Source organism: Celeribacter persicus (assembly GCF_003050785.1).
Taxonomy (GTDB): domain Bacteria; phylum Pseudomonadota; class Alphaproteobacteria; order Rhodobacterales; family Rhodobacteraceae; genus Celeribacter; species Celeribacter persicus.
Map to the genome: position 1 here is coordinate 26539 of NZ_QAOH01000017.1, position 25252 is coordinate 51790.

Sequence of the window (25252 nt, forward strand, 5' to 3'; positions counted from 1 at the left end):
GAGCTGGTGCGGCGGAAATCGATTCCAGAGGGAGGAGCCTACGATGAACGTAAAGGCAAATGTTGGCGCGACGGGCGCTTATTCTGATGCCGAAATTCTTGCAATGATTGACGAGAAGAACGGCAAGTACGACCCTAAGATCTATGTTGACGAGGCTCTTTATCGTCTTGAGCTTGAGCGCATTTTTGCGCGCACCTGGATTTGCATGGGTCACGAATCGCAGATCCCGAAGCCGGGCGACTTCACGACCGCCTACATTGGCGAGGATCCTGTGGTCGTTGTGCGCCAGAAGGACGCCAGCATCCGGGTGTTCCTAAACCAGTGCCAGCACCGCGGAATGAGGATCTGCCGGGCCGATTCGGGCAACGCTAAGTCCTTTACATGTACCTACCATGGTTGGGCATACAATCAGGGTGGCGATCTGGTAAGCGTCCCGATGGAGAAGGAAGCCTTCGGTGGTTGCCTGAACAAGGCGGAGTGGGGACCGAAGCAGGCGCGCGTCGAAACCTACAAGGGCCTGATTTTTGCCAACTGGGACGCCGACGCGCCTCCGCTCGACGAATACCTGGGTGACGTCAAATTCTATATGGACATTATGCTCGACCGCTGTGAGGAGGGGACCGAGGCGATCCCCGGCATCCAGAAGTGGGTCATTCCCTGCAACTGGAAGTTCGCGGCAGAGCAGTTCGCTTCGGACGCTTATCATGCAGGCACCACCTCACACCTGTCCGGCATCATGGCCGGTGTGCCGGAAGATGTGGATATTACCCAGGTTGCCCCTCCGACGGAGGGCTTGAATGTCCATTTGGAGAACGGCCATGGTTGCGGCCTCTTCTTGCGCAACCCGATGTTCTACATGACTATTGTTGGGCCGAAGGTGACGGAATACCTGACGACCGGGCCAGCATACGAGGAGGCAGTGCGGCGTTTGGGTCAGGGACGAGCGGACGTGAACCTTTGCCATACCAACGTCTTCCCGAACCTGTCGTTCCTGGCAGGGATCAACACGGTCCGGATGTGGCAGCCTCGCGGTCCGAACGAGATCGAGGTCTGGACCTTCACTCTCGTTGACAAAACTGCCCCGCAGGAGATCAAGGATGAATGGCGTCGCCATACATCGCGCACTTTCTCGGCGGGCGGCGTGTTCGAGCAGGATGATGGCGAAAACTGGTGCGACATCCAGCAAGTGCTGCGCGGCCATGTTGCCCAAAACCAGAAGTTCAACATCGAGATGGGCTCGCATACAGTGACGGCCGATAATCCTGAGGGCTTCCCCGGGCTGAGCTTCGCCTACACCTATAGTGAGGAGTCGGCGCGAGGCGTGTACCGTTATTGGACGCAGATCATGACCGCACCGGATTGGGATGCAATCCGCCGGATCGAGCAACGGCCGCTCGCGGCAGAGTAACGTTCAATCGGCGGCAAATGTCCGCTTATGTATCAAACGTCTGCCGATACGCCTCGGCAGACACTTTACGATGAGGGAGGAATAAGATGCTCGATGATACTTTCAAGGCTGCCTTCGAAAGCAAGCCCAAGGCCGTTTCTCTGGAGCTTCAGCATGAAGTCGAACAGTTCCTGTATTGGGAATCCAAGCTTCTGACGGATCGCCGGTACAAAGAGTGGTTCGGCTTGCTGGCTGAGGACCTTCACTATTGGATGCCGATCCGCTCGACGAAGATCATGCGCGAAGTCGCTCAGGAATATACCGATGAGCAAGGCTTTGCCCATTTCGACGACAACTGGTACACGATGAAAGGCCGGATTCGCAAGATCATGTCCGATGTGGGCTGGTCCGAAAACCCGGCCTCTCGCGTGCGTTATCTGATCGGGAACGTCATGGTCGTTCCGGAAAACGAGAATACGATCAATGTCGTTTCGGCGTCGATGGTGTACAGGACGCGGCAAGAACGCCAACTTGACGTTTTCGCCTGCGAGCGCCGGGATGTTCTGCGTCGGGTTGAAACCGAAGCGGGCTTCGAGATTGTGCGCCGCACGATCCTGATTGACCAGAGCACAATCCTGTCGAACAATCTCAGCTTTTTCTTCTAAGGGAACAAATATGGCATGGATCAAGGCGCTCCCTTCGGCAGATGTGCCGGAGGGGGATATGAAAGTATTCGAAGGTGGACCTGAGCCGATACTGGTGTGCCGGGTGGACGGCGAAATACACGCCGTCCAGGACACCTGTACGCATGACACGTGGTCACTCGCGGACGGTTTTATCGAGGACGGAGTTGTCGAGTGCAGTCTGCACTTCGCGAAATTTTGCGTCAGAACCGGCAAGGTGAAGGCCCTGCCTGCTTGTGAGGCACTCAAGGTGTTCCCCGCAAAGGTTGACGGCGACTTCATATACATCGACTGCTGAAAAACAGCGTCAAAAACAGGGAGGAATTACAATGCAACTCAAGGATCAAGTCGCGCTCGTGACGGGCGGAGGGTCCGGTCTTGGACTCGCCATCGTGGAACGCTTCGTCGAGGAAGGCGCACGTGTTGCAATCTTTGACCGCTCGCAAGAGCGCATCGACGACGCGGTGAAAGCGTTTGGCGACAAGGTCGTCGGCATCGCGGGCGACGTTCGCAAAGTGGACGACAACAATCGGGCGGTGGCCGAGTGCGTCAGCGCCTTCGGCAAGCTCGACACGTTCGTCGGAAATGCGGGCATCTGGGACTACTCGAAAACCATGGTCTCGACAGAAGATGACGAACTGTCATCTGCTTTCGACGAGATGTTCGCCATCAACGTCAAGGGCTATGTCCTTGGAGCCAAGGCGGCATTGCCAGAGCTTTACAAGACCAAGGGCCACATGATCTTTACCGCGTCGAACGCTGCCTTTTATCCAGGCGGTGGCGGTGTTCTTTACACGGCAACGAAGCATGCGGTGGTCGGCATGATCAAGCAGATGGCGCATGAATTTGCACCGCACGTACGGGTCAATGGCGTCGCGCCAGGTGGTATCGGTGGCAGCAACCTCGCCGGAACCAGTGCCCTTTCGCAAGAGGGAATCAAGTTTTCCGATATTCCGCTCGACGACCTGATGAAGCAAATGCTGCCGCTTGAACGTGCATTCAATGCGCGGGAATATGCTGGCGCCTACGCCTTCTTCGCCAATCGTCGCGACAATACGCCGGGCACTGGTGCCGTACTGAATTTCGACGGCGGTATCGGCATGCGGGGCTTTGGGTCTCCGAATATGGGCGCAGAGCTCGTTGCAAAGTTCGGCGCAATTTAACCATAGCCGTGCGCACGGATAGGCCGTGCGCACAGTTGAAACTGGGTCGTTCTCTGGACGAATCCTCGCGAGGCTTTTGGCTGACGCAGGTTTCAAGAACAGAGAAGTAAACTTAAGAGGACATGGAATGACTATTCAGCTCTATATCGACAATGAGGCGCAGAATGCCACAGGCAACGCCACATTTGAACGCCGCTCACCTGTAAGTGGCGAAGTCGTGACGCGTGGCGCAGCTGCCACGCCAGGGGATGCCGTGGCCGCGATCGAATCTGCCGAACGCGCCTTTGCGTCCTGGTCGCAGACTGGTCCGGGCCATCGCCGCGCCCTGCTCATGAAGGCCGCGGAAGAGATCGAAAAGCGCACGGAAGATTTCGTTGTCGCCATGAAAGCCGAAGTCGGGGCAGGCGAACTCTGGGCACGCTTCAATGTCATGCTCGCGGCGAATGTTTTCCGCGAAGCCGCAGCGATGACCACGCAGATTCAGGGCAGCACTATCCCGTCTGACAAGCCGGGCACGTTGTCGATGACCGTGAGACAGCCGGTAGGTGTGATCCTGTCGATCGTGCCTTGGAACGGGCCGATTGTGCTGGCAGCGCGGGCCATTGCCTATCCGCTGATGTGCGGCAACACCGTTGTTTTCCGCGCCTCGGAAACCTCTCCCAAGACCCATGTGCTGGTTGCTGAGGCCGTCCATGCGGCCGGTTTTCCCGCAGGAACGCTCAACTTCGTGATCAACGACCCAAAGGACGCACCCGAAGTCGTAGAGGCAATGATCGCGCATCCAGCCGTGCGGCGTGTCAACTTCACCGGTTCGACGCATGTTGGCCGGATCATTGCTGCGGCTTGTGGCCGCCATCTCAAGCGTAGCCTGATGGAACTCGGCGACAAGTCCCCCATGGTGGTCCTCGCGGATGCGGATATCGACGGCGCAGTGAATGCGACCATCTTCGGTGCCTTCCTCTATCAGGGCCAGATCTGCATGACGACAGAGCGTGCCATCGTCGATGAGTCTGTCGCCGATGCGTTCGTCGAGAAACTCGCCGCGCGGGCAGCACAGCTGGAGGCGGGCGATCCACGCACTCAGGCGGCTTGCGCGCTTGGTCCGATCATCAGCCAGGGCGCAGTTAATCACCTGAACGGTTTGCTTGCCGACGCGACCGAAAAAGGTGCGAAGATACGGACTGGCGGGCTTGCAGACAGCACCCTGATGTCGCCGACTGTGCTCGATGGTGTCACATCCAAGATGCGCATCTACTCCGAGGAAGCCTTTGGTCCGATCTTGCAGGTGATCCGTGTCAACGGCGCGGACGAAGCTGTTCGGGTGGCCAATGACACTGAATACGGCCTGTCTGCTGCTGTCTTCGGGACAGACATGGTCCACGCACTTGATGTCGCAATGCGCCTTCAGACGGGTTCAGTGCACATCAACGGCTCCACCGTCTCGAATGAAGCCCAAGCGCCTTATGGCGGCACGAAGGCCAGCGGTTGGGGCCAGTTCGACAGCACTGCGGTGATTGATGAATTCACCGAGCTGAAGTGGATTACGATCGAACAGCCGTCCCAACAGTATCCCCTGTAAGGCAGGCCAGAAACCGGGCGGATGAGGTTGGGAAAATGATTGCCATCGGTGATGGTGATGATCCTATTCGCATCCGCCCGGTCAGAATCTGTCGGCTGGAGTGGGCAAAAGCTGGTGGGTCTCATCCGGAATGCGGTCATCGCCCAGTTCGATCCCGGCAAAGCGGCGCATCGCCTGGCTGTCGTAGAGGGTCTCCTCGGCCATCGGGTCGCTCAGAGCATACCAGTTCCGAAGGAAATAGACCCGCAGCATCACCTCCAGAGCCATCGGTGGCCGACCGCCCTTTGGCCCGGCCTTGGGATAGTGCGGCACGATCAGCGCAAGCAGCCGAACCCACGGCACCACCGCATCCATCTCCGCCAAGAACAACTCCCGCCGCGTCCGTTTCTTCTTCATGGCGTCGCGCAGGCCGGGAAGAGCGGGCTGTTTCGGCATCGCAAGGACTCCTTGCAGGGACACCCAAGTCTACCAGATCACGCCAAAAGTGGTGGGTTTTTCAGACGTTCCTTAAACAACGGCAATCTTGCGCCCTGTTGTCAAGCCATTGATCTTCTCTATCATACTTTGCGCATCAATTTTGTAGTATTGGTACAGCTCGCCAATAGTCCCAGTCTGCCCAAAGCGTTCCACACCCAACGGAATCGTCTGGTGGCCCTGAACCGCACCGAGCCATGACAATGTCGCGGGGTGTCCGTCAATTACCGTGAGAAGGCGGCAATGCGGCGGCAAATCTTGCAAGAGGCGTTCAACATGACTAGTCGCGCCCTGCTGGCCACGTGCCCGAGCGCGCTGTGCCGCCGTCCAGCCCGCGCTCAGCCGATCCGCCGAGGTAACGGCCAGCACGCCGATGTCACGCCTCGCATCGGCCATCGCGCCTGCGGCGCGGATCGCTTCGGGCGCAATGACACCTTGATAAGCGATCACCACCTCGCAGTTGGGTCCGGGCCGACGCAACCAATAAGCGCCGTCTATAGTTCCTTGCTGCCAATCCCCATTCGGGCGCTTGCCGGGCTGTTCCACCGGGTTCGTCGAGAGCCGCAGATAGACGGAGCCGCCGGCTTCATCGCGCAGCCAGGTGCGCTCGTCAGGATTGCCTGAACCGTCCCGCTGGAGATAGCCTAAGGCCCACTCCATGATAACTGCCAATTCATCGGCAAAGGCGGGCTCAAAGGCGGCCAGTCCGTCTTGGCTCATCCCGATCAAGGGTGTGCCGATAGATTGATGCGCACCGCCTTCGGGTGCCAGCGTAACGCCCGAGGGCGTACCTACCACCATGAACCGCGCGTCCTGATAGCAAGCGTAGTTCAAAGCATCGAGCCCGCGCGCCACGAAAGGATCGTAGAGTGTCCCGATCGGGATCAGCCGCTTGCCGAACAGTGAATGCGACAGCCCCGCCGCCGCCAGCAACAGAAACAGGTTCATCTCGGCGATGCCAAGTTCGATGTGTTGACCTTTCGGCGTGAATTCCCATTTCGCGGTTGAGGGGATGCGATGCTCGATAAAGGCATCGGCCTGCTCAGTGCGGGCAAACAGCTTGCGCCGGTTCACCCAGGGGCCGAGATTGGTGGTGCCGGTCACGTCGGGCGACATCGTCACGATGCGCTCCGCCATAAGGCTGTCGCCTTTGGACAAATCATCAAGGATCTTGCCGAATGCCATCTGTGTCGATATCTCGCGGTCAGATGACAGGGCAATCTCGGGAACCGGCAATACCGCGTCGGTGAAGCGGCGACGACCTTTGGCAAAAAAGGGCACCTTGTCGAGGAACTTTTGCAGCGCGGCGGCGTCTGGCACGGTGGCGAACTTGTCCCACTCCTGCCCCGCCGGCACGCCCATATGTTGTTGCCAGTCGGCCATCTGGTTCTTGGTCATTAAGCCACCGTGGTTGTCCTTGTGGCCCGCAATGGGTGTGCCCCAGCCCTTGATCGTATAAGCAAGAAAACATGTGGGACGGTCGTCGGTGACATTGGCAAACACCTCGGCCATGGTCTCGACACAGTTGCCGCCAAGATTCTCCATCAGCGCCGCGAGTTCCGTATCATTGCGCTTGCCGATCAGCGCCGTCACCGGCCCCTGATCACCAAGATCATCCATCAACCGTTTGCGCCAGACCGCGCCGCCCTGATAGGTCAGGGCGGAATATTGCTGGTTCGGGCAGGCGTCGATCCAATCGCGCAGGGCGTTGCCACCCTCTTCTTCAAAGGCCGCGCGCTGCAGAGCGCCGTACTTCACGCGAATGACATTCCAGCTGAAAGCTTCGAAGATTTTTTCTACTCGCGAAAACAGGCCTTCGCGCACCACACCGTCTAATGACTGGCGGTTGTAGTCGATGATCCACCAGCAGTTGCGCAGATCGTTCTTCCAGCCCTCTTGCAACGCTTCATAGATATTACCTTCGTCCAGTTCGGCATCGCCGACCAGCGCCACATGGCGGCCAGCAGCCAGGTCGCTGCTCCAGTCTTTGGCCATCAAGTAATCCTGTACGATCGACCCGAAAGCGGTAATCGCCACGCCCAACCCTACAGAGCCGGTCGAATAATCCACGTCGTCCACATCCTTGGTGCGGCTGGGATAGCTTTGCACGCCCTCGAACCCGCGAAAGTTCTTCATCTTATCAAGCGTTTGATGACCCATCAGGTATTGCATGGCATGAAAGATCGGCGAGGCGTGCGGCTTTACCGCTACGCGATCTTCGGGTCGCAGCGCGGAAAAGTATAGCGCCGTCATGATCGACACCATCGAGGCCGAGCTGGCTTGATGGCCACCAACCTTGATTCCGTCTACCTTTGGCCGGATGTGGTTGGCGTGATGAATCATCCAATGCGACAACCACAACAAACGGTCCTGAAGCGTTTTGAGATGGACTGTGTCAGATGTCATTTTCGGCCCTCGCATTCAAAGCTTGAAGTGTTGCGAGACTAGCAACAATAGTCTGACGCTTCTCGCCTATTTTACGAAGATTTTATGTGTTATGTGGTGACAGTAGCCACTATTTCGGAAAAACTTGATGATTAGCACCAACCTTGATTCTTACGATGTGGGTATTCTGCATGTCCTGCAGCGTAACGGACGTGCCACAATCAACGAACTGGCCGAAGCCGTCGGACTTAGTCCATCCCCGGTGGCCCGCAGGCTGCGCATTTTAGAGAATGCGGGCGTGATCACAGGCTATGCTGCGCTGATCGACGAAACTGCTTTGGGTTATGAATTTTCCGTGTTTGTCTCGGTCAAACTTGACCGTCAAGTGGACGACGCACTGGCCAGCTTCGAAGCCGCGGTGTGCAGCTTTCCTGAAGTTGTCGATTGTTGGCTGATGACCGGCAACCGCGACTATCTGCTGCGCATTGCAACGCGCGGGCCTTCCGATTTTGAACGCTTCCTAACCAGCACCTTCACCAAAGTTTCAGGTGTAGCATCTATTGAAAGCTCAATCCCACTGAGACGCGTCAAGGCAGGCTTGTCACGCACGCTGAAACTTGATGCCAAAGGATATCAAAGGCAAACAACAACTGGGCGTGGTGGATCCTAAACGAGATCTCTTGGCACTGTCATTTGTGGACGTATATGGACCCCGCCTGATTGCAACAGGCTAACTTGGTCTGGTTCGGCGATCACGATTGCAGACGTATATCCGGCTTCCTTGAGCGGCCCGATGTTTCGTCGCCGCGAGCCCCGATGGATTTCCGCGCGCTTCTTCCTCATTGGCTCCAAGGCATCGGCTTTCGCCGCGCCGGTCCACACATCAGGTTCAAGAAGCGATCAGGGTGACCCTTTCACCATCTCCTGCCAGTTGTTGCAACCTTTCGGGGAGCGCGTGTCAACGGCGGAGTAAAAACCAGCCACGTGGCGGCGCAAAATCAGGCCAATGACGGGCGCCAGGCGCCATGGCGCGCGCGCTTGTCACATAGCTGGCGCGTGCCATGGCGCTTGGCCCGCAGGGCCAATCCTGTGGCGGATGATCAGGTTGGGGCTTCGGCCTTTCGGGCGCGGCTTTGGGCGAGCCGATAGCTGTCGCCGTTCATCTCGAGGATGTTGACGTGATGCGTCAGTCGATCGAGCAGTGCGCCAGTCAAGCGTTCGGTGCCGAAGGTCTCGGTCCATTCGTCGAACGGCAGGTTGCTGGTGATCAGCGTGGCCCCGCGCTCATAGCGCTGCGAGATCACCTCGAACAGTAGCTCGGCACCGGTCTTGGAGAGCGGCACGAAGCCCAACTCGTCGATGATGAGCAGCTTGACGGCGGCCAGCTGCTTTTGCAGGCAGAGCAGGCGACGTTCGTCGCGGGCCTCCATCAGTTCGTTGACCAGCGCGGCGGCGGTGATGAAGCTGACCGGCAGCCCCTTCTGGCAGGCGGCCAGCCCCAGCCCGAGGGCAATATGGGTCTTGCCTGTGCCGCTGGGCCCCAAGGCGATGACGTTCTCGCGTCGGTCGATCCATTCGCAGCGGGCAAGTTCCAGCACCTGCATCTTGTTGAGCTTCGGGATCGCCTTGAAGTCGAAGCTGTCGAGGCTCTTTGTGGCTGGGAACTTCGCAGCCTTGATCCGCCGTTCGATCATCCTACGCTCGCGGTCGATCAGTTCCAGCTCGACGAGACGCGCCAGGAACTGGACGTGATCCCGACCCTCGGCGGCGCATTGGCGGGCAAGCTTGTCGTATTCCCGAAGGAAGGTGGGCAGCTTCAGCGTCTTGAGATGATCCGCGAGCAGGATCTTCGGGGCCACGGTCATGCTGCATCCTCCGACAGCAGGGACATGTAGCTGGCCGCGGACGTGGTCTCGACGTTCGCCCGAGGCACGTAGGGGTAGACATCGAGGTCCAGCTTCGGGGGGTCTGATGCCGGGAAAATCAAAAACGCTCATGAGAGCGTACTATTTTGCCCCCTCCGGCATCAGACCCCTAGATGGTCAGGCCGATAAAAAACGCCAGCGCGGGCAGCAGCACATAGTCGAGCCAACCCAGCCAGGCCGACAGGCCCACGGCGCCGAGAAGAACGACCAGGATCGGCGTGAAGCAGCAGAGCGCTGCGATGACGGTGCCGACGACACCTGTTGCAATCAGCTTGCGGTCTGTCCGCTCGGTCATCCCGTCAACCCGAGACGCGCGCCGGGTAGCCTGCATTGGCCGACGCGGTCGCGATCGCCTCGGCGCTGGTCGCGGCGGTGTCGAAGACGACAGTAGCGGTGCGCGCCTCGAAGTCGATCTCGACCGCGTGCACGCCTTCGACGCCCTCCATCGCGCGCTTCACGGTGACCGGACACAGCGCACAGGTCATATTGTCCACCGCGAAGGTGAGGGTCTGCTCGGCGGCGACGGTTTGCGCGACGGCAGGGATGGCCGTGATGGGTGCTGTGGCGGTCAGGCCGAACAGAACAAGGGCAAGGATCGTCTTCATGAGGGTGTCCTTTCGAGATCAGTAGAGAAGCGGAGCCCACCAGTCGATGGTGAGTGCAGCGAGGACGAGGATCAGGGAGGTCCAGAGAGCGGACTTGGTGATGCGCGCCGAGGATGGGCGCGCGCAGTAGGAACCGGGCTCGCAGACGGTCGGTTTGCGGAAATAGACCTGCCGGAATCCCGCCCCGATGAAGCCGAGCGCAATCACGGCGAAGATCGGCTTGAAGGGCTCCAGCGCCGTCAGGTTGCCGATCCAGGCCCCCGAGATGCCGAGGGTCAGCAGCACCAATGGTCCGACACAGCAGGCCGAGGCGAGAAAGGCGCCCATCACCCCGCCCGCCGCAAGCTAGCCCTTTCGGGCGGGGCGATCCGCTGCTGAGGTGTCAGTTCTGTCGTCTGTCAGCGCCATGTCGCGCACCTTTCGTCTGTGGTTGACGATGGGTGTAGGGTCTGTAGTAGCTACAGGCTCAAGAGGAAAACCCCCATGATCGATCACGAAAGCGAGAGCAGCTTAACACGCGGCGACCTGGCCCGGGCGACCGGATGCAACATCGAGACGATCCGCTATTACGAGAAAACCGGCCTGCTGCCCGACCCGCCGCGCAGCGCCGCAGGCTACCGGATATATTCCGCCGCACACGCCACGCGCCTTCGCTTCATCCTGCGCGCCCGCGAGCTCGGGTTCTCGATGGAGGACATTCGCGGGCTGATGGGGCTCAACGATGGTGCCGCGCCGACCTGCGCCGAGGTCAAGGAGCGGACAGAACGTCACCTTGCGGACGTGCGGGCGAAGATCTCGGATCTCCGGCGGATCGAATCCGTCCTCGCTGCAACGGCATCCAGGTGTTCTGGCGCCGAAGTCCCCAACTGTCCGGTGCTCGACGCGATTTCTGGAAACTGAAAACTATGACACGAACTTCCCGAACTCTTGAAGCTCCCATGCATCGAACTGGAAGATTCAAGATCGTGCCGCTACCCATATCTTGAATCGCCCCTGGCCGGTCACCTCGCGGATAAGGCCTCGCGCTTCCATCCAGGCAATATTGCGTTGAACGGCGGCACGGCTAGCGTTGGTCAGGACCTCGCCCATCGGGGCAGAGACAAGGGGCCATTCGGTAAGCACAGCGCGCAAGGCGCGCGGAGTCTTTCCCGAGAGCGCGGTCATCTCGGTTTCTGCCCGCGCTGACCATGCCTCGATATCGTCAAGGTGCCGCATTGCGGTCAGGCATGCGGTCTCCATCCCGTCAAGCCAGCGCGCCAGACGGTCAGCGGGTGGGCCGCTGGCGCGCAGCCCCCCTGCCCCGCCCATAGCCAGAGGTGCAAAGACGGCGCCCCCGCCCTCGCTGGCCACAATCCGCGCGGCTGTGACTGCCGCTTCCATTCGATCGCCCTGCTGCCCAAGGCCCGCAAGGCTCCAGAGGTGATAACCCGCGCAGGCACGGGTTATCGGGTGCAGCTCGGCGGCTTGCGCCATCAGGTTCAGCCAACCGCCCGCGCGATCCGCGAAAGGCTCGGCGTCATCGACCATGTTCTTGGGATCGCGACGATCGAGGAAGGCAGAAAGGTCCACCTTTGGGCCTGGTCCCCCTGTCAGACGACGTACCGCCCAACCGACACGCGCCAGTGCTGCGGGGTCCTCTTGAACGCCTGACAGGCGCATGGATATCCAAATAGCAATGCGATCCGGGCCAATGCGGTCACCCGCGAACCAGCTGAGGTCGGCAGCCTCGATCAGGGCAAGCCTGTGCCGCCATCCTTCCGGGCTGCGCTTCAGGCGGTCGTCCAGCGCGCCGACGCGACCGGCCACACGGGCAAGACGCGCGGCATGACCCGCCTCTGCTTTCCGCCAATCGTCGAGGACCTCGCCTTCACGCAGTTCGGCCCGTGGTCCTGGTGGCAAGGTGATCCGCAATTGGAATAGAGCCAGAGAAAGGGAAGCCCGGGTGCCGGGCTTGAAAGGATAGAGAGAGTCTCATCCGGGTCCGGCGTGACAAGGACCCTGACCATGGCCAAGACCTCAACCCGCCCGAAACCCGCCACCGCGAAGAAAACCGGAGCCGCCGGATCGACCGCGACTGACGGCGCTACCGACATCCGTCTAATCCCGCTCGATCAACTGGAACCGAGCCCTCTCAACGTTCGAAAAGTTGCGGCAAGTGCCAGCGACGACGCTGAACTGCTCGCCAGCATCCGCGAGACAGGCATTAAGCAGAACCTGGTGGTTCATGTGTTGTCAGAGACACGATTTGCGGTCGATGCCGGCGGCCGTCGCCTCAAGGCGCTGAAGCAGCTTGCCGAAGACGGCGTGATCCCCTCAGACCACCCGGTGCCTTGCCTCGTCGAGGACGAGCGCAACGCCATCCTCACCTCTGCCACGGAGAACCTCCAGCGCGCTGCGATGCACCCAGCAGACCAGTTCGAGGCTTTTGAGGCGCTGATCGGTGAGGGTCGCACCGAGGACGAGATCGCGCTGAAATTCGGTGTCTCCGTCGACCTGGTGCGCCGCCGCCTCAAACTCGCCCGTGTCGCGCCCGAGATCATCGAACAGTTCCGTGCGGGTGGCCTTACCCTCGAATGCGTCATGGCCTTCACGCTGACAGACGATCATGATCGCCAGCTTGCGGTCTGGAACGCGATGAAGGGCGGCTATCACATCCATCCGCAGAGCATTAAACGCCAGCTGACCGAGACCGCGCATTCAGCGAACTCGGCCTTGGGGCGTTTTGTCGGCATCAAGGCCTACGAAGCTGCAGGTGGCGTTCTTTTGCGCGATCTCTTCGACGATCGCGCCAGCGCCCATATGGAAAACCCCGAGCTCCTAGAGCGTCTGGCCATCGAGAAGCTGCAGGCCGCGGCCAAGCCCTTTGAGGCCGCGTGGAAATGGGTCGAAGTGCATCTCTCGGTGGATTACGGCGCGTTTCGCAGTTTCGGGCGGGTCTATCCGCAGGATATCGATCCTGATCCGGACCTGCTCGCTGAAGAGGAACGCCTCATCGCGCGCGAGGAAGAACTGGCGGCGCAGAATGACGGCGAGGATTGGACCGACGCCGAAACCGAGGAATACTACGCCATCGAGCCGCGGCTCCGCGAGATCGAGGCCTTGCAGCGCGAACGGCAACCTTACGCAAACGAAGATCGCGCTATCGCCGGTGTCGTTCTGACAATCGGCCATGACGGGGCGTTACGCGTCGAGAAGGGCCTCGTGCGTCCCGAGGATATTCCCGCCGCGCCCGAGCCCGAAGAGATCACTGCAGATGCGGGTGATGCCCCATCCCCTGCCCGCCCACACGTGACGCCGCCGACCTCCTCCACGCCGGTGCCGAGCTCGAACCCGGCCGCGACGTTGCGCAAGGCGGACGGGATTTCGGCGAGCCTGGCCGACGATCTGCGCGCGACGCGCCAGTACATCCTCAGGGCGCATCTGGCGGCGGATTTCGAGGTGGCGTTCGATGCGATGCTCTATGCGCTCTGCGAACAGGCTTTGGGGCGGTCCTACAACAACGAGGCGCTCGACATCTCGATCCGTCCTTTCCAGGCGCAAAACCGCGAGGTACTGCATGCGGATACCGTCGCCCAGAAAATGCTCGAGGCGCTGGAACAGGACCTCGCCACCGACTGGATGACCTTGGAGAAACCAGAGGACTTCCAGGCGATGTCGGCGCTGCCTCTTGCCGACAAGCAAGCGCTTTTCGCCTGGGCGACGGGTCTGGCAGTCAAGCCGCAGCTTTCCTCCGACAATCGCCCCTCCCCGATCATCGAGGAGATCGGCGGGCGGCTTGACGTCGATGTGGCGGCATGCTGGCGCCCGACCGCGCAGAACTACTGGGGTCGGGTCAACAAGGGCCATGCCGTGGCCACGGCGCGCAAACTGATTGGTGACGATTACGCCGAGGATCGCAATCGCGAGCGCAAGGGCGATATCGCAGCCGCGATGGAACGGGCTTTCGCGGAAACGGCCGGCGAGACGGAAGGCTTCGACGCCGCAACGGTTGCCAGGACGACGCGCTGGCTGCCTGACGGGCTGCTGTTTGCCGGTGCGACGGAGGCCGGTGCCGACTTGGGCAACGATGCGCCGGAGGCCGAGGAGGGGGATTTGTCCGCCGAAGATTCTCTGACCGACGCCGAGAGCGATGAACCGTCGTCCTTGCCCGCCTTCCTGAGCGAGGATGCGGCCTGACGCGGCGAAGACCGATCTGATCACGACATGAACTTTGGGCCGCCCTCGCGCAGAGGGCGGCCCTTTCCCGCTGACGGGTTTCACGCAGCCGGTGTCGGATCGGCTGGCCCGTCCCGGAGATATCCCATGACCACCACACTCGATCTCGATCCCGTCAAGGAAGCCGCACTGATTGCCGCTCATAATGATGCCTTTCGCCGCTCCATCCTCGGGACCACCCCCTCCGTCGATGCGCCGCAGGGCCAGTTCGTCATGACGCGCGGCGTTTCAGCACTTGGGCCTGAAGCCCAGCTTGTTCTCACCCGCCGCGTTGCTTCGTTTGATGCGTTCAACGCTGACAGCGATCCTCATGGCTGGCACGAGATGGGGGTCATCGACCTCGATGGCACGACAGTCTGGTTCAAGCTCGACCTGTTCGACACCGACTACATGTACGGCTCGCCCGAGCCATCCGACCCGGAACAAACGCGCCGGGTCCTGACCCTGCTTCTGCCGTCGGAATACTGACGCCCCTCTTCACCAACATCTCCTCGGACCGTCCTTGCACCAAGGGCGGTCCTTTCGCGCTGGCGGGTTCCAAGGGGCGCGATACCCGCGTCCCGCCCGCCGCAGGAGACCAGAGATGGCCAAGACACTCGACTACCAGATCACCCTCTATCCCGCACATCGCGATGGCGCCTTCGTTGTTACCCAGTTCCAGATGCTGGCGAGCTACCCCGAGAAGCGCATTCAAGCCGCGGGCATGGACGACCTGATCGACCAGGTGACGCAGTTCGCGATGGAGCACGGCGAGAGCTGCAGCGCCTCGGTGCGCTGTCTCGCCCCGCGCAAACCGCCGGGGTTCAAGCGCGCGACCGACAACCTCTATTTCAACCTGGTTGACCGGACGGCTGAGCAGCGCGGCGCGGCGGCAGCCTGAAGCCCCGCAGGAAACTTCCTGGGCGACCTCGCGTAATGGTCGCCCTCCCCTTTCCTCAATTCCAAAGGATCAAAGACATGACACAAGAGACTGATTTCTACGCGCAGATACTAGAATCCCAGAGGCGTGCTGCCGAACAGCGGGTAGAAACCCGCGCGGCGCTTCTTTCCGAACTGCGCACCCTCGGCGTAACGAACATCGAGGTGCAATACGAAGGCTACGGCGATTCCGGCAATGTCGAGGATGTCGTTGTGACCCCTGACACGATCACCCTGACGGAAGAGCTGCGGCGCCGGGCCGAAGATTTCGGCTGGGACTTTGCCTATGCGCTGAGCCCTGGGTTTGAGAACAACGAGGGCGGCTATGGCGAACTCACCTGGGCGCTCGAGACCGACAAGATCGATGTCAGCCACTCGAACCGCTATATCGAAACCAATACCACCGAACATGAAGGGCTCTGACATGGCACATCCCCTCCACCACGCCGAAAGCTCTGCCCGAAAATTCGGCGGTGTTCCAGACGACTATCAGTTCGTGCATGACTGGTTTGACTCATCCAAAGAGCACCTAGGCCTTTTCGTTCACAGAGCCCAAAAACACCATACCGTCGGGATCTATGATGCCGAGCGGGTGTTCGGTCGCAGCCTGACCAACAGCGCGGGCCGGGTCGTCCCGATCCGCTGGATTGGCGAGCAGCATGTGCGCGAAGACTGCCAGGGGCGCATCCCGTCGCTGGCCGACTGGCTCGGACGCATTCAGCCTGAGCCTTGGATGGCCAATGGCCGGATCGACAACGACCCGACGCAGATCTGCAGCGATCCACGCGCCGTCTGGATCGAGGCGGTCTCCAATCACCAGACAATTCTCGGTTTCGAAGACTGGCTTCTCAAGGTCTCTGTCGAGCACGTCCAGCACCGCCAGAACCGCGCCGCCGCCTGATCCGCCGAGCGGCAAACTCACCAACCACCTGACCACGTCGCAATCGACCCGCATGGGCCTTAACCGGCTCGGCGGGTCGATTGCGTTTCAAGAAAGAATATCGACATGCAAGACCCCGTCTACGAGGAGGCCCGCCTAGGCCATACCATCAAAATCTACCATGACCCGGATGCAGAAAGCCCACGGGAGTGGTCCAACCTCGGCACGCTGATCTGCTGGCATGGACGCTATCGGCTGGGGGACAGCCACCGGTTCGACTGCCCCGAGGCGTTCCTGCGAGATCTTGCGGGCGTCTCGGATCAGAGCGATCTCTCACTGGATCGCCTCCGCGAGCGCGCCGAGCGCAAGGCAATCATCTTGCCCGTGTATCTCTACGACCATTCCGGCCTCGCGATGAACACCATCGGGTTCCATTGTCCGTGGGATTCCGGCCAAGTTGGCTTCGTATACGTAACGCTCGAAACGGTTCGAAAGGAGTTCGGCGCGAAGCGAGTCACCAAGGCGATGCGCGAAAAGGCCAAGGACATTCTGCGCGCTGAGATCGTCACCTTCGATGCCTACCTCGGCGGACGGGTTTATGGCTATGTCGTCGAGCGTGACGGTGAAGAGATCGACGCCTGTTGGGGGTTCTTCGAGCACTATAAGCTGGACTGCCTGTCCGAGGCTCGGGCGGTTGTAGATCCTCTGATTTTGCGAGAGGTACAAAGACCCGCCGCTGCGGAACAGGGCGCAAGCCCACCCCCGAGTTGAAACGCCCACAATACTCATATATCTTATTCATGCGTATTACGGAGGTGAGCATGGCAAGCACAAGCGTCACACTTGGCCCCCATTGGGACGAATTCATCGCCCTGATGCTTAAAGAGGGGCGTTACGGGTCAACCAGCGAGTTGATCCGCGCCTCTCTGCGCCTGATGGAGGAGCAGGAAGGTCAGCGGGCGCGGCTTCGCGTTGCGCTGATGGAGGGCAAACAATCCGGTGACGCCGGTCCGCTTGACATGGATGAGATCAAGCGCGACGCGCGGAGCCGCTCTGGCGCTTCTGATGCGTGACATTCATCACTCTCAGGCGGCAAAATCCGATCTCCTCGACATCTGGGTCGAGACCGACCGACAGTGGGGCGAGGCGCAGGCGGATCGTTATCTCGACGACATCGAGCGTGCCCTGCAGGGATTGATCGCCAATCCTCAAATTGGGTCTGACTGTTCCGATCTCTTGCAGGGTGCGCGCAAACTGATCACGGGTCGGCACCTCGTGTTCTACGAGGTGGACCCGGACAGGATCTTCGTGATCCGGGTCCTGCATCAGTCCATGGATGTGCCGCGGCATCTGCGGCCGTTCTGACACCGGTCAAACACGCAGCGGGGCATTGCCATGAAAGAGCAAGAGGCAGGGCGGGAGGGGTGACCCCTCCCGGGTGAGAGAGTGCGCGCGGGGCTTGGGGCCAACCCTCAACCCCGGAGATTGCCGATGAACGCTCACCCCCATTCCGTCCAACTTGCAACCGAGCCCGACGCCCCTGCCCTGCCAGAGGCTCCGGGCTTCGCCCAACACCTGATGCAGGTTGCGAAAGCCCTCGTCCCCCTGTTCGAGGCGGGCAGGTCCATCGACGCCGCCGCCCTTCGCACTGCGATGGAGCAAGCCTTCGGTGCCAGCGACACCAGCGGCTCCTGGATCTGGAAGGATGCTTACGAAGCCGCAGAGGTCGCCCAGATCCTGATGCTCGCGCGCTACGGCGCACTGATGCAACGTCAAGCCGGCTCCCCCCAGGCCTTCCTCACCATGATCGAACGTCTTGCCGCTCTTGCCCCGTCTCACACACGGCGTTCCGAAGACAGCGTGCGCTTGCAACAATTCTCGACCCCTCTTCCGCTCGCGGCCATTGTTGCGCAGGCGGCGGGGTTTCGGGGCGACGACCTGGTGCTCGAGCCTTCGGCCGGGACCGGCATGCTGGCGATCTTCGCCCGGATTTCCGGTGCTCGCCTGGCGCTGAATGAACTTGCGGAAACCCGCCGCGCCCTGCTGGGACAGCTGTTCCCCGGTGCCGTCGTCTCGGATCACGATGCCGCGTCGATCGACGACCGGCTGGATCGGTCGATCACGCCCTCTGTCATCGTGATGAACCCGCCCTTCTCCGCAGCGAACCATGTCGAGGGTAAGTTCCGGCAGGCCACCAGTCAGCACGTTCTGTCCGCCCTGTCACGCCTTTCGCCAGGTGGGCGTCTCGTCGTTATCACGGGCGAGGGTTTTCGCCCCTCGACGAAATCCTTCCAGTCGACGTTTCAGCGGATCGGCCAAAGCGCCGATGTGGTGTTTTCCGCCGCGATCGACGGCAAGGTCTTCGCGCGACACGGCACCACGATCGACACGCGGCTGACGGTGATCGACAAGCGTGCGACTGGCGCTGATGAGATCGCATCGGTCGAAAGCGAGGCCGTCTACCATCCGATCTGCGCGACCACGGGTGAACTTCTCGCGTCAGTTCTGACCCATTGCCCGGTGCGCCGCAGCCCTCCACCCTGCCCAACCAGCACAGCCCTGTCGGCTCCGACCGCTTCGACCCGCACCAACCTGCAGGCCCTGCGCAATGCCGCGCGCAAGGAAACCCGTGCCCTTGCCGAAGAACGCGCAAGGCACCCGTTTGACGATATCGCGACGGCCCCGATCGACTACCTGCCGAAGGCTTGGAGCCAACCCGACGGCACGCTGCAGGACACGGTCTACGAGGCCTATGACCTTCAGGCGATCAGGATCGATGGCGCGGCGGAACATCCGACCGCGCTGGTGCAATCCACCGCTATGGCCTCGGTGCCGCCGCCCGTGCCGACCTATCGTCCCATCCTGCCGAAGAACCTCGTTCAGGACGGCCTTCTTTCTGCGCCGCAGCTGGAAAGTGTCATCTATGCGGGCAATGCCCACGAGACGCACCTGAAGAGCTGGTTCAAGCGCGGCGAGATCGAAGGCCAGTTGATGGCGGCGGCCGAGGGCGACGAAGGCGCGTTTCGCCTGCGCAAGGGCTGGTTCCTGGGTGACGGCACCGGCTGCGGCAAGGGGCGGCAGGTCGCGGGCATCATCCTCGACAACTGGCTGCAGGGACGCCGACGGGCGGTCTGGGTCTCGAAGAGCGACAAGCTCATCGAGGATGCGCGGCGCGACTGGATGGCGCTTGGGGGGCGCGAGATCGATATCGTGCCACTGTCGAAATTCCGCCAGGGGAGCGATATCCGTCTCCCAGAGGGCATCCTCTTCGTCACCTATGCCACCCTGCGTTCTGCTGAACGCGACGGGAAAGCCTCCCGCCTCGATCAGGTGACGTCCTGGCTTGGCGAGGGGTTCAACGGGGTCATCGCTTTCGACGAAAGCCACGCCATGGCGAATGCCGCCGGCGAAAAGTCCGACCGCGGCGACAAAAAGGCCTCCCAGCAGGGTCTTGCGGGCCTCGCGTTGCAAAACGCGGTTCCGGATGCGCGGGTGCTCTACGTCTCGGCCACCGGCGCGACGGTCGTCGGCAATCTCGCCTATGCTTCCCGCCTTGGCCTTTGGGGCACCGGGGATTTTCCCTTCGTGACAAGGCCTGAGTTTGTCGCCGCGATGGAGGCCGGGGGAATTGCGGCCATGGAGATGATCTCGCGCGACCTGAAGGCGCTCGGGCTTTATCTGGCACGCTCGCTCTCCTATGCCGGGGTCGAGTACGAGATGCTGGTGCACGAGCTGACGCCCGCCCAGGTCGCGATCTATGACAGCTATGCCGACGCCTACCAGATCATCCACACCAACTTGGAGGCCGCCCTTCAGGCCTCGGGTATTTCCTCCGAGACCGGTACGCTGAACCCTCAGGCGAAATCCGCTGCGCGCTCGGCCTTCGAGAGCAACAAGCAGCGTTTCTTCAATCATCTCATCACCGCCATGAAATGCCCCTCGCTGATCCGCTCTATCGAGGCGGACCTCGCGGCGGGGCATTCTGCAGTGATCCAGGTGGTTTCGACCAGCGAAGCGGTGATGGAACGGCGACTCGAGGATATCCCGCCTTCGGAGTGGGATGATCTGCAGGTCGATTTTACGCCCAGGGAGAACATCATGGATTACCTGATGCACTCCTTCCCGACGCAACTCTTCGAGCCCTACACCGACGAGAACGGCGATCTGCGCTCGCGCCTTGCCCTCGATGGCGATGGCAACCCGATCATCTGCCGCGAGGCGGAGCGGCGGCGGGACGATCTTGTCCAGCATCTGGGTGCCCTCGCCCCGGTGCAGGGCGCGCTCGACCAGATCCTCTGGCATTTCGGCGGGGAGGCGGTGGCCGAGGTCACCGGACGCAAGCGGCGCATCGTAAAAACGCGTGAGGGGCGGCTCAAGGTCGAGAACCGCCCCGCCTCCTCCAACCTCGGCGAGACGCAGGCCTTCATGGATGAAGCCAAGCGCATCCTGATCTTCTCCGATGCCGGTGGCACCGGGCGCAGCTACCACGCCGATCTTGGGGCAAAGAACCAGCGCCTCCGGGTGCATTACCTCCTGGAACCCGGCTGGAAGGCCGACAATGCGATCCAGGGGCTGGGGCGTACCAACCGCACCAATCAGGCGCAACCACCGCTCTTTCGACCCGTTGCGACCAATGTGAAGGGGGAGAAGCGGTTTCTTTCCACCATCGCGCGTCGCCTCGACACGCTGGGGGCGATCACCAAGGGGCAACGCGAGACGGGCGGCCAGAACATGTTCCGCGCAGAGGACAATCTCGAAAGCCCCTACGCCCGCGCTGCGCTGCGCCAGTTCTTCTACAAGCTGCGGGCGGGCAAGATCGATGCCTGCTCCTACGCGAAGTTTCAGGAGATGACCGGGCTGACGCTCGATGAGGTGGATGGCACGATGAAAGAGAATCTGCCGCCGATCCAGCAGTTCCTGAATCGCTGCCTTGCGCTGAGGATCGACATGCAGGACGCGATCTTTGAGGCCTTCGGCGGGTTTCTTTCGGCAATCATCGAGGACGCGCGCCAGGCAGGCACGCTCGATATCGGTCTCGAAACCTTGCGCGCGGAGAAGTTCGAGATCGTCGATCGCAAGGTGATCTTCGAGCACGAGGCGACGGGCGCAACGGCGACCGCGCTGACCGTCGAGCGCACCGATCGCAATGATCCGCTGACCCTGCCCCGGGTCAAAGCCATCTGCTCCGATACAAAAGGTGCGACGCTCTGCTGGAACACCTCCTCCAAACGCGCGGCCCTGATGGTGAAGGCGCCGGCCTTCATGGACGAGGATGGTGTGCCAATCCTTCGGGTGAAGCTCTTGCGGCCCATGGCCACCGAGATCCTCGCGCTGACCGAGTTCTCGAAATCGCACTGGGAAGAGATCGATGATGCCATGTTCGAACAGCTCTGGCAGGCCGAGGTTGACGCGGTGCCGGAGTTCACCACCTCGAAGATCACGCTGATCTGCGGCCTCCTTCTGCCGATCTGGGATCGGCTTCCCGCTGACAACATGCGCATCTACCGCCTGCAGACCGAGGATGGGGAACGCGCCATCGGCCGTCTTGTCAGCCAAGAGCAGCTTCTCAATGTCTACGCGCGGCTCGGCCTCGATTGTCAGATCGAGATGAAACCGCAGGAGGTCTTCGCCGCGGTGATGGAAGCCAGAACGACCCTGAACCTCCTCGGCGGCTATCAGCTGCGCCGGTCGCTGGTCATGGGGCAGCCGAGGCTTGAGCTGATAGGTGCTTCAGGCGCGGCCCTGCCCGGACTGAAGGCAATGGGCTGTTTCACGGAAGTGATCCAGTGGAAGACGCGGGTGTTCATTCCGGTCGACGGCATCGAGGTGCTGACACGGATCCTTGCCGAGCATCCGGTTGGCGCCGGCACATCGGAGGCCGCCGCATGAGCGCGCGCCACAGTATCGCGGACCTCTCGGCCGATCTGGCAGACCATGCCGAGAGTTTCTGCCGCCAGTATTTCCCCGAGGGGCGCAAGCTGGGTAATTATTGGCAGGTCGGCGACACGTCCGGTGCAAAGGGCCAGAGCCTCGCCATCCGTCTGCAGGCGCAGGGTGGTCGTAAAGCCGGGTCCTGGCAAGATTTCGCGACGGGTGAATATGGCGACCTGATCGACCTGCTGCACGAGCGGCTCGGTTCAACCACGTTGAAGGAAACGCTGAGAGCAGCCCGATCCTTTCTCGGCGAAGCTCCCTGCCCTGCCGTACCTCGAGACACCCAAAGGGCTGAGCGCCCGGATGCAGCCTCCAGCAAACGCATCGCGCGGGCGCGCAAACTTTTCGCCGCGGGCAAGCCGGTCCTTGGAACCCTCGCCGCCACCTATCTGCAAGGGCGCGGCATCACGCGCTTCGGTCCCGCGATCCGCTATCACCCACGGGTCTTCCTCAGGCAGGGCGAGGACGGCGCCGATCCGCCGGAACGGGCCCCTGCCCTACTCGCAAAGATCACCGACAATCGGGGTCAGATCACCGGATGCGCAAGGGTCTATCTCGACCCGTCCACCGGCGGTTTGGCCGAGATCGAGAGCCCGAAACGGATCCTCGGGCAGCTGCACGGCCATGCCATCCGCTTCTGGTCCGGCTCACCTCGCAGCGATCTCATCGTCGGCGAAGGGCTCGAGAACACCCTCTCGGTCGGAACCGCCCTGCCAGAATTCGACCTCGCCTCCTGTCTCACCGCCACCCATCTCGGCCTCTTCATCCCGCCGCCGGGGATCACGCGCATCTGGATCGTGCGAGACAATGACGAAGCTGGACGTAACGCATCAACGAGATTTCGTAACCAATTGGAATCTATTGGAATTGCCTGTGGTGATCTCGTGCCGAACATGGGCGATTTCAACGACGATCTGCGGGCTTTTGGCAAGGATGCGCTGCGCCGCTCCCTGCTCGAGGCCATGAAAACACAAGGTCTGGAGATCGAGGACGGCTGACCGCCAACCTCCCCGGGGATGTCCGACTGGGCAAAGGGTCCGCAGGTTCGATCTGATCCCGTTTGGAAAAGGGGAGCGATGGACCGGCGGGTCGGGGCTGAGTGCCCCTCGCCCGGGCAGCAATGCGCCCCGAACCAGAAAATTCCCCTGAGCCTTCGGCTCATTCCTCGCGGGAACAATTTTCCGGCCCGCGGCGCATTCTCCGCTGCGCTCCGATCCTGACGGATGCGGCCCGGTCGCCGCCGGTCCTGGTATCGCCCCATCCAAATCGGGTCAGATCAAACAGAGGAACCAGACAATGCCCCATCAGACAGACATCCAAGAGGAAACCGGCGTCACCTCCGCCATCCTCGACCACCTGGCACTTCACGGCGCAACACCGGGACCCGGCGAGACCGATCACCGCCCCCTGCCCCAACCTGATGAGGTCGATCTCGCCATGGCGACCCTCTTCGACACCACCATCGGCCTCCTCACCGGCAGCCAATTGGAAGACAATCTCGAAGAGATGCTCTGGTCCCTCACCTCGATCTTCCATCGCCGGCTGACCCATATCCAGAAGCTCCTCGACGACAACGAATTCGAGGTCCGGGAAAGTCTGGCAATCCAGGACGGCTCCGAGGTCGCCTCGGTCGAGCTCGAGCGCCTCCAGATGATCGGGCTCAAGCTCTGGGACCATCGTGACGCCTTCGAACAGATGCGCGATCTGGCCGTGGACCACTTCTCGGCCGCCACCGGTTCACCCTGGCTGCCCCGCACCGGATCAAAGGTCTCCCATCGCGGTCTCACCTCCGCCGTGGTGGACAGCCGGGCCTATCTCTCGGCCAAGCGCCGCAAGGAGACCGAGGTACACTGCCCCGAAGGCACGCGGATCGCTTTCTCGGGCGGGGACTATCAGGCTTACGATCTGATCTGGTCCGTCCTCGATGCCACCCATGCGAAATACCCCGACATGGTGCTCTTGCACGGAGGCACGCCCAAGGGCGCCGAGATGATCGCGGCCCGCTGGGCAGATACCCGTGGCGTCACCCAGGTGGTCTTCAAGCCCGACTGGAAGAACCACGGCAAGGCCGCCCCCTTCAAGCGCAACGACAAGATGCTCGAGACCATGCCGCAGGGTCTGATTGCCACGCCCGGTTCGGGCATCACCGAGAACATCGTCGACAAGGCCCGCAAGCTCGGAATCCGCATCAAGAGGATCGGGGCTTAGGCCCCGGTTCACGCCCCGCGCAAGAGGTCCTGTACGACGGAAGGCTTCTTGGCGATCAATGCCAGCAGAACCTGTGCTGGGCCTGTCGGGTGCCGGCGCCCGTGTTCCCAGTTCAGGAGCGTACCTTTCGCGACGCCAATGCTCTTCGCAAACTCGGCCTGGGACAGGCCCGTCCGTTGCCGGACTTCGGCGACATCGACCTCCGCCACGGACACTTCATGCACTTTGGCGTCGGCCAAATCACCATTCGCGAAGGCCAGAGCCTCTTCGAGGCCCTTGGATACGGATTCAAATGCACTCATGTTGCGTCTCCATATTTCGCGACAAGCGCCTTGCTCATCTCTACCGCAGCAGCCTGTTCGGTCTTTGACAGGTTGGCTTTCTCATTCTTGGCGAAGACCGTGATCAGAAAGATCGGCATATGGGTCCCGCCAAAGACATACACCGTCCTGAAGCCGCCGCTCTTGCCGCTCCCCTCTCTCGGAATGCGGACCTTGCGCAGCCCGCCGCCGAGAGAGATGCCCGCTTCCGGATTGGCGGCAATGAAGTTGATCGCCGCCTCACGTTCCTGGTCCGACATGATTGCCTTGGCGCGCCTTTGGAATTCGGGCAGTTCGACCACTGTTTGCAATCGCGTCATGTTAAGTTCCATATAGGTTTCGGCGGCGTATGTGTCAATGACGTATAGCATGCACACTGGAAGGGCAAGTCAGCGACGGTTGCACGAGTCAGGCAGTATGCCCTTTCAGTTGGTTGCGGCGACCAATGGCCAAGTGTCCTGTCGTATGTATTGACCGAACCGACCAGCCGGGCTCTCATTTCGGGCGATTGGATGGTTGCGGTGTCACGTGACGACCCGGCCTTTCGTTCCACGCTCTGACCGCCTCGAGTACTCA

General features: G+C 61.3%; 26 protein-coding genes and 1 pseudogene. 18 read left to right on the forward strand and 9 right to left on the reverse strand.

Annotated elements, in window-relative coordinates; all coding sequences use genetic code 11:
- Positions 1-43: 43 nt before the first annotated feature.
- The 5 genes from C8N42_RS16740 (at position 44) to C8N42_RS16760 (ending at position 4812) form a co-directional block, all read left to right on the forward strand.
- A complete protein-coding gene (locus C8N42_RS16740; protein WP_170109352.1) occupies positions 44-1408 on the forward strand; it encodes an aromatic ring-hydroxylating dioxygenase subunit alpha in 1365 nt (454 codons plus the stop codon).
- An 86-nt stretch (positions 1409-1494) separates the two neighbouring features.
- Positions 1495-2052, forward strand: coding sequence for an aromatic-ring-hydroxylating dioxygenase subunit beta (locus C8N42_RS16745; RefSeq protein WP_038068060.1), 558 nt, complete (start codon positions 1495-1497; stop codon positions 2050-2052).
- 10 nt (positions 2053-2062) lie between these two features.
- Positions 2063-2368 (forward strand): non-heme iron oxygenase ferredoxin subunit, encoded by a 306-nt coding sequence (locus C8N42_RS16750; protein ID WP_107817719.1) that lies wholly within the window; start codon positions 2063-2065, stop codon positions 2366-2368.
- A 31-nt stretch (positions 2369-2399) separates the two neighbouring features.
- A complete protein-coding gene (hcaB, locus tag C8N42_RS16755) occupies positions 2400-3233 on the forward strand; it encodes a 3-(cis-5,6-dihydroxycyclohexa-1,3-dien-1-yl)propanoate dehydrogenase (RefSeq protein ID WP_038068063.1) in 834 nt (277 codons plus the stop codon).
- A 127-nt stretch (positions 3234-3360) separates the two neighbouring features.
- Complete coding sequence (locus C8N42_RS16760; protein ID WP_038068065.1) at positions 3361-4812, forward strand: aldehyde dehydrogenase; 1452 nt, start codon at positions 3361-3363, stop codon at positions 4810-4812.
- A gap of 117 nt (positions 4813-4929) precedes the next feature.
- On the opposite strand, the pseudogene C8N42_RS16765 reads toward C8N42_RS16760, so the two are convergent.
- Positions 4930-5247: pseudogene (locus C8N42_RS16765) on the reverse strand (transposase); the annotation flags it as partial.
- A gap of 72 nt (positions 5248-5319) precedes the next feature.
- Entirely contained in the window at positions 5320-7692 is a 2373-nt protein-coding gene (locus C8N42_RS16770) for a 1-deoxy-D-xylulose-5-phosphate synthase N-terminal domain-containing protein (RefSeq protein ID WP_038068067.1), read from the reverse strand.
- A gap of 130 nt (positions 7693-7822) precedes the next feature.
- Between C8N42_RS16770 and C8N42_RS16775 the strand changes: the two genes are divergently transcribed.
- Positions 7823-8341, forward strand: a complete 519-nt coding sequence (locus C8N42_RS16775; RefSeq protein WP_419247628.1) for an Lrp/AsnC family transcriptional regulator — start codon at positions 7823-7825, stop codon at positions 8339-8341.
- Between the two features lie 430 nt (positions 8342-8771).
- On the opposite strand, the gene istB is transcribed toward C8N42_RS16775, so the two are convergent.
- From istB to C8N42_RS16795, 4 genes are all read right to left on the reverse strand, one after another.
- Positions 8772-9536 carry an IS21-like element helper ATPase IstB gene (gene istB, locus C8N42_RS16780; RefSeq protein ID WP_038068069.1) on the reverse strand — a complete coding sequence of 255 codons (765 nt, stop codon included), beginning with the start codon at positions 9534-9536 and terminating at the stop codon, positions 8772-8774.
- A 169-nt stretch (positions 9537-9705) separates the two neighbouring features.
- Entirely contained in the window at positions 9706-9891 is a 186-nt protein-coding gene (merF, locus tag C8N42_RS16785) for a mercury resistance system transport protein MerF (RefSeq protein WP_107817721.1), read from the reverse strand.
- Between the two features lie 4 nt (positions 9892-9895).
- Positions 9896-10201 (reverse strand): heavy-metal-associated domain-containing protein, encoded by a 306-nt coding sequence (locus C8N42_RS16790; RefSeq protein WP_038068071.1) that lies wholly within the window; start codon positions 10199-10201, stop codon positions 9896-9898.
- Between the two features lie 18 nt (positions 10202-10219).
- Positions 10220-10528 (reverse strand): mercuric transporter MerT family protein, encoded by a 309-nt coding sequence (locus tag C8N42_RS16795; protein ID WP_236016736.1) that lies wholly within the window; start codon positions 10526-10528, stop codon positions 10220-10222.
- Positions 10529-10684: 156 nt separating this feature from the next.
- Between C8N42_RS16795 and C8N42_RS16800 the strand changes: the two genes are divergently transcribed.
- Positions 10685-11101 carry a MerR family transcriptional regulator gene (locus C8N42_RS16800; protein WP_038068073.1) on the forward strand — a complete coding sequence of 139 codons (417 nt, stop codon included), beginning with the start codon at positions 10685-10687 and terminating at the stop codon, positions 11099-11101.
- 57 nt (positions 11102-11158) lie between these two features.
- On the opposite strand, the gene C8N42_RS16805 is transcribed toward C8N42_RS16800, so the two are convergent.
- Positions 11159-12100 (reverse strand): hypothetical protein, encoded by a 942-nt coding sequence (locus tag C8N42_RS16805; RefSeq protein ID WP_245739654.1) that lies wholly within the window; start codon positions 12098-12100, stop codon positions 11159-11161.
- 105 nt (positions 12101-12205) lie between these two features.
- Here C8N42_RS16805 and C8N42_RS16810 point away from each other — a divergent pair, with 105 nt between their 5' ends.
- The 11 genes from C8N42_RS16810 (at position 12206) to C8N42_RS16860 (ending at position 24356) form a co-directional block, all read left to right on the forward strand.
- Positions 12206-14377 carry a ParB/RepB/Spo0J family partition protein gene (locus C8N42_RS16810; RefSeq protein ID WP_107817722.1) on the forward strand — a complete coding sequence of 724 codons (2172 nt, stop codon included), beginning with the start codon at positions 12206-12208 and terminating at the stop codon, positions 14375-14377.
- Positions 14378-14503: 126 nt separating this feature from the next.
- Positions 14504-14884 carry a DUF3768 domain-containing protein gene (locus tag C8N42_RS16815; RefSeq protein WP_038068078.1) on the forward strand — a complete coding sequence of 127 codons (381 nt, stop codon included), beginning with the start codon at positions 14504-14506 and terminating at the stop codon, positions 14882-14884.
- A gap of 115 nt (positions 14885-14999) precedes the next feature.
- Positions 15000-15296: a hypothetical protein gene (locus tag C8N42_RS16820; protein WP_038068079.1), complete on the forward strand. Its 297-nt coding sequence runs from the start codon at positions 15000-15002 to the stop codon at positions 15294-15296.
- 77 nt (positions 15297-15373) lie between these two features.
- Positions 15374-15757, forward strand: coding sequence for a DUF6878 family protein (locus tag C8N42_RS16825; protein WP_038068105.1), 384 nt, complete (start codon positions 15374-15376; stop codon positions 15755-15757).
- A gap of 1 nt (position 15758) precedes the next feature.
- Positions 15759-16235 (forward strand): DUF6915 family protein, encoded by a 477-nt coding sequence (locus tag C8N42_RS16830; RefSeq protein WP_107817723.1) that lies wholly within the window; start codon positions 15759-15761, stop codon positions 16233-16235.
- Between the two features lie 105 nt (positions 16236-16340).
- The gene (locus C8N42_RS16835) at positions 16341-16985 is read left to right on the forward strand and encodes a hypothetical protein (RefSeq protein WP_107817724.1); all 645 of its coding nucleotides are present in this window, start codon (positions 16341-16343) and stop codon (positions 16983-16985) included.
- 50 nt (positions 16986-17035) lie between these two features.
- Positions 17036-17287: a type II toxin-antitoxin system ParD family antitoxin gene (locus tag C8N42_RS16840; RefSeq protein WP_009827037.1), complete on the forward strand. Its 252-nt coding sequence runs from the start codon at positions 17036-17038 to the stop codon at positions 17285-17287.
- On the forward strand, positions 17280-17579 hold the full coding sequence (locus C8N42_RS16845; RefSeq protein WP_038068086.1) for a type II toxin-antitoxin system RelE/ParE family toxin: 300 nt from the start codon (positions 17280-17282) through the stop codon (positions 17577-17579). Before C8N42_RS16840 ends, C8N42_RS16845 begins: the two co-directional genes overlap by 8 nt.
- Before the next feature lie 126 nt (positions 17580-17705).
- Positions 17706-22103, forward strand: a complete 4398-nt coding sequence (locus C8N42_RS16850; protein WP_107817725.1) for a strawberry notch-like NTP hydrolase domain-containing protein — start codon at positions 17706-17708, stop codon at positions 22101-22103.
- The gene (locus C8N42_RS16855; protein ID WP_038068088.1) at positions 22100-23146 is read left to right on the forward strand and encodes a DUF7146 domain-containing protein; all 1047 of its coding nucleotides are present in this window, start codon (positions 22100-22102) and stop codon (positions 23144-23146) included. Before C8N42_RS16850 ends, C8N42_RS16855 begins: the two co-directional genes overlap by 4 nt.
- Positions 23147-23444: 298 nt before the next feature.
- Positions 23445-24356 (forward strand): DUF2493 domain-containing protein, encoded by a 912-nt coding sequence (locus C8N42_RS16860; protein ID WP_038068089.1) that lies wholly within the window; start codon positions 23445-23447, stop codon positions 24354-24356.
- An 8-nt stretch (positions 24357-24364) separates the two neighbouring features.
- Here C8N42_RS16860 and C8N42_RS16865 read toward each other — a convergent pair whose 3' ends face one another.
- On the reverse strand, positions 24365-24658 hold the full coding sequence (locus tag C8N42_RS16865) for a helix-turn-helix domain-containing protein (protein WP_038068090.1): 294 nt from the start codon (positions 24656-24658) through the stop codon (positions 24365-24367).
- The gene (locus C8N42_RS16870; RefSeq protein WP_038068091.1) at positions 24655-24996 is read right to left on the reverse strand and encodes a type II toxin-antitoxin system RelE/ParE family toxin; all 342 of its coding nucleotides are present in this window, start codon (positions 24994-24996) and stop codon (positions 24655-24657) included. Before C8N42_RS16870 ends, C8N42_RS16865 begins: the two co-directional genes overlap by 4 nt.
- Between the last annotated feature and the right edge of the window lie 256 nt (positions 24997-25252).